Raw genomic sequence first — 2,900 nt, 5'->3', positions numbered from 1 at the left:
CGCTGACCGGTGTCGTGCACACCGCCGGTGTCCTGGACGACGGCGTCCTCGGCTCGCTGGACGCCGAACGCGTCGAACACGTCATGCGGCCCAAGACGGACGCGGCGCTGAACCTGCACCACCTCACCCGCGGCCTGCCGCTGCGCCGGTTCGTCCTGTACTCGTCGGCGGCCGGCGTCACCGGCAACTCCGGACAGGCCAACTACGCCGCCGCCAACACCTGCCTCGACGCACTCGCCCACCACCGGCGCGCGCACGGCCTGCCCGCCACCTCCCTCGCCTGGGGCATGTGGCACCAGATCAGCGATCTCACCGCCGGCCTCGACGAAACCGACCTCGCCCGCTTCGGCCGCGGCGGCGTCACCCCGCTCACCGCGGAGCAAGGCCTGGCCCTGTTCGACGCCGCCACGGACCGCGACGAGGCGCTCCTCGTCCCCGTCGGCCTCGACCCGGACGCCCTGCGCGAGTCCACGACCGGCACACCCCCCGCCCTGTACCGGGCCCTGGTGCGCCCGGCTCCCGCCCGCCGCACCGCGGGCGACGGCACCGCGGACGAGACCGACGGCGCCGCCCTGCTGCGCCGGCTCGCCGGCCTCACCGCCGAACGCCGAAGCGCGATCCTCCTCGATCTGGTGCTCAGCAACGTGGCGGCCGTCCTCGGCCACACCGGCACCGCCGCCGTGGAACGCGACCGGGCCTTCAAGGACCTCGGCTTCGACTCGCTCACCGCCGTCGAACTGCGCAACCGGCTCGGCGCCGCCACCGGTCTCCGGCTGCCCGCCACCCTGGTCTTCGACCACCCCACACCGCAGGACCTCGCCGAGCACCTGCGAGCCGGACTCACCCCCGGCGAAGACTCCGCCGAGACCGGCGCGGACACCCCGGACGAGACGGCGGTGCGGCGCGCGCTGGCCACCGTCCCGCTGGACCGGCTGCGCGAGGCGGGCGTCCTCGACACCCTGCTGCGCCTGGCCCAGACCCGTTCCGACGCCGCCCGGACCGAGGGCGAGGAAGAGGAAGGGGACGCCCGGGCACGGGAGGCGTCCATCGCCGAGATGGACCTCGACGACCTGGTGTCCCTGGCCCTCGACGGCGACGACACCTGACCCGGCGACCGGCCGGCCTCCCCGCCCGCCCCGACCACCCACGGCAACGCCACCCATCCGTGACGCGGAGATCCGGAGACACAGCATGAGTAACCCCTCGGACAAGGTCGTCGAAGCCCTGAGGGCGTCCCTGACGGAGACCGAGCGGCTGCGCCGGGAGAACCGGCAGCTGTCCACCGCCGCGCACGAGCCCATCGCCGTGGTCGCCATGGGCTGCCGCTATCCCGGAGGCATCGAGTCGCCGGAGGACCTGTGGGAGTTCGTGCTCGGGGAGGGCGACGCCGTCTCCGGGTTCCCGGACAACCGCGGCTGGGACCTCGGCGACACCGGCAGCGCCCGCGAGGCCGCGTTCATCCCGGACGTCGACCGGTTCGACGCGGGCTTCTTCGGCATCTCGCCGCGCGAGGCGCTCGCCATGGACCCGCAGCAGCGGCTCCTGCTGGAGACCTCCTGGGAGACGCTGGAGCGCGCCGGCATCGACCCCGCACGCCTCAAGGGCACCCCCACCGGCGTCTACATCGGCGCCGCGCAGCCGTCGTACGGCCACGGCGCCGGCGACAGCGCCGAGGGCGCCGAGGGACACCTCGTCACCGGCACCGTCGCCAGCGTCATCTCCGGCCGCCTCGCCTACCACTACGGCTTCGAGGGCCCCGCGGTCACCATCGACACCGCCTGCTCCTCCTCCCTCGTCGCCGTCCACCTCGCCACCCAGGCACTGCGCTCCGGCGAGTGCTCCCTGGCCCTCGCCGGCGGCGTCACCGTCATGGCCACGCCCGGCCTGTTCGTCGGCTTCAGCGCCCAGGGCGTCATGGCGTTCAGCGGACGCTGCCGCGCCTTCGCCGCCGCGGCCGACGGCACCGCCTTCTCCGAGGGCGTCGGCCTGGTCCTGCTGGAGAAGCTGTCCGACGCCCGCCGCAACGGCCACCGCGTCCTCGCCGTCGTCCGCGGTACGGCGGTCAACCAGGACGGCGCCTCCAACGGCCTGACCGCGCCCAGCGGCCGCGCCCAGCAGCGCGTCATCCGCGCCGCCCTGAAGAACGCCCGCCTCACCCCCGACCAGATCGACGCGGTCGAGGCGCACGGCACCGGCACCACCCTCGGCGACCCCATCGAGGCCCACGCCCTGCTCGCCACCTACGGACAGGACCGGCCCGAAGGCCGGCCGCTTCGGCTCGGCTCCATCAAGTCGAACATAGGCCACACCCAGGCCGCCGCCGGCGTCGGCGGCCTCATCAAGACCGTCATGTCGCTGCGCCACGGCATGCTGCCGAAGACCCTGCACGTCGACGCCCCGTCCCCGCACATCGAATGGGACAGCGGCGACGTCGAACTGCTCCTGGAGACCCGCCCCTGGCCCGTCACGGACCACCCGCGCCGCGCGGGCGTCTCCTCCTTCGGCCTCAGCGGCACCAACGCCCACGCCATCGTCGAAGAAGCCCCCGAACCCGCCGAACCCGCCGACGTCACACCCCCGGAGGGCCCGTTCGTCGCCGAGACCGGCCCGATGGTCTGGCCCGTCTCCGGCGCGACCGCTCCCGCCCTCGACGCCCAGATCACCCGGCTGCGCGCCCACGCCGCCGCCGACACCGCGCCGCGTCCGCTCGACATCGGCTACTCCCTGGCGGCGCATCGTGCGGTGTTCGATCACCGTGCGGTGGTGGTGGGTGCGTCGCGGGAGGAGTTGGTGGCGGGGCTCGAGCGTCCGTTGGCGCGGGGGGTGGCGGGCACCGGGGGGAGGGTGGTGTTCGTGTTTCCGGGTCAGGGGTCGCAGTGGGTGGGGATGGGGGTGGAGTT

2 protein-coding genes are annotated in these 2,900 nt (G+C 74.5%); both read left to right on the top strand.

Features of this window, described 5'->3' with window-relative positions; translation table 11 throughout:
* On the top strand, positions 1–1,106 hold a 1,106-nt coding region (locus tag AB0G63_RS39000; RefSeq protein WP_360760624.1), incomplete at its 5' end, for a beta-ketoacyl reductase.
* 85 nt (positions 1,107–1,191) lie between these two features.
* Positions 1,192–2,900, top strand: a 1,709-nt coding sequence (locus AB0G63_RS38995; RefSeq protein ID WP_360760622.1) for a beta-ketoacyl synthase N-terminal-like domain-containing protein, incomplete at its 3' end; no start/stop codon positions are given.

This window comes from Streptomyces sp. NPDC020996, assembly GCF_040641355.1.
In the GTDB taxonomy this organism is placed as follows: Bacteria; Actinomycetota; Actinomycetes; order Streptomycetales; family Streptomycetaceae; genus Streptomyces.
Note: the sequence above shows the minus strand (reverse complement) of the source record. Positions and strands in the feature narration are given on the sequence as shown.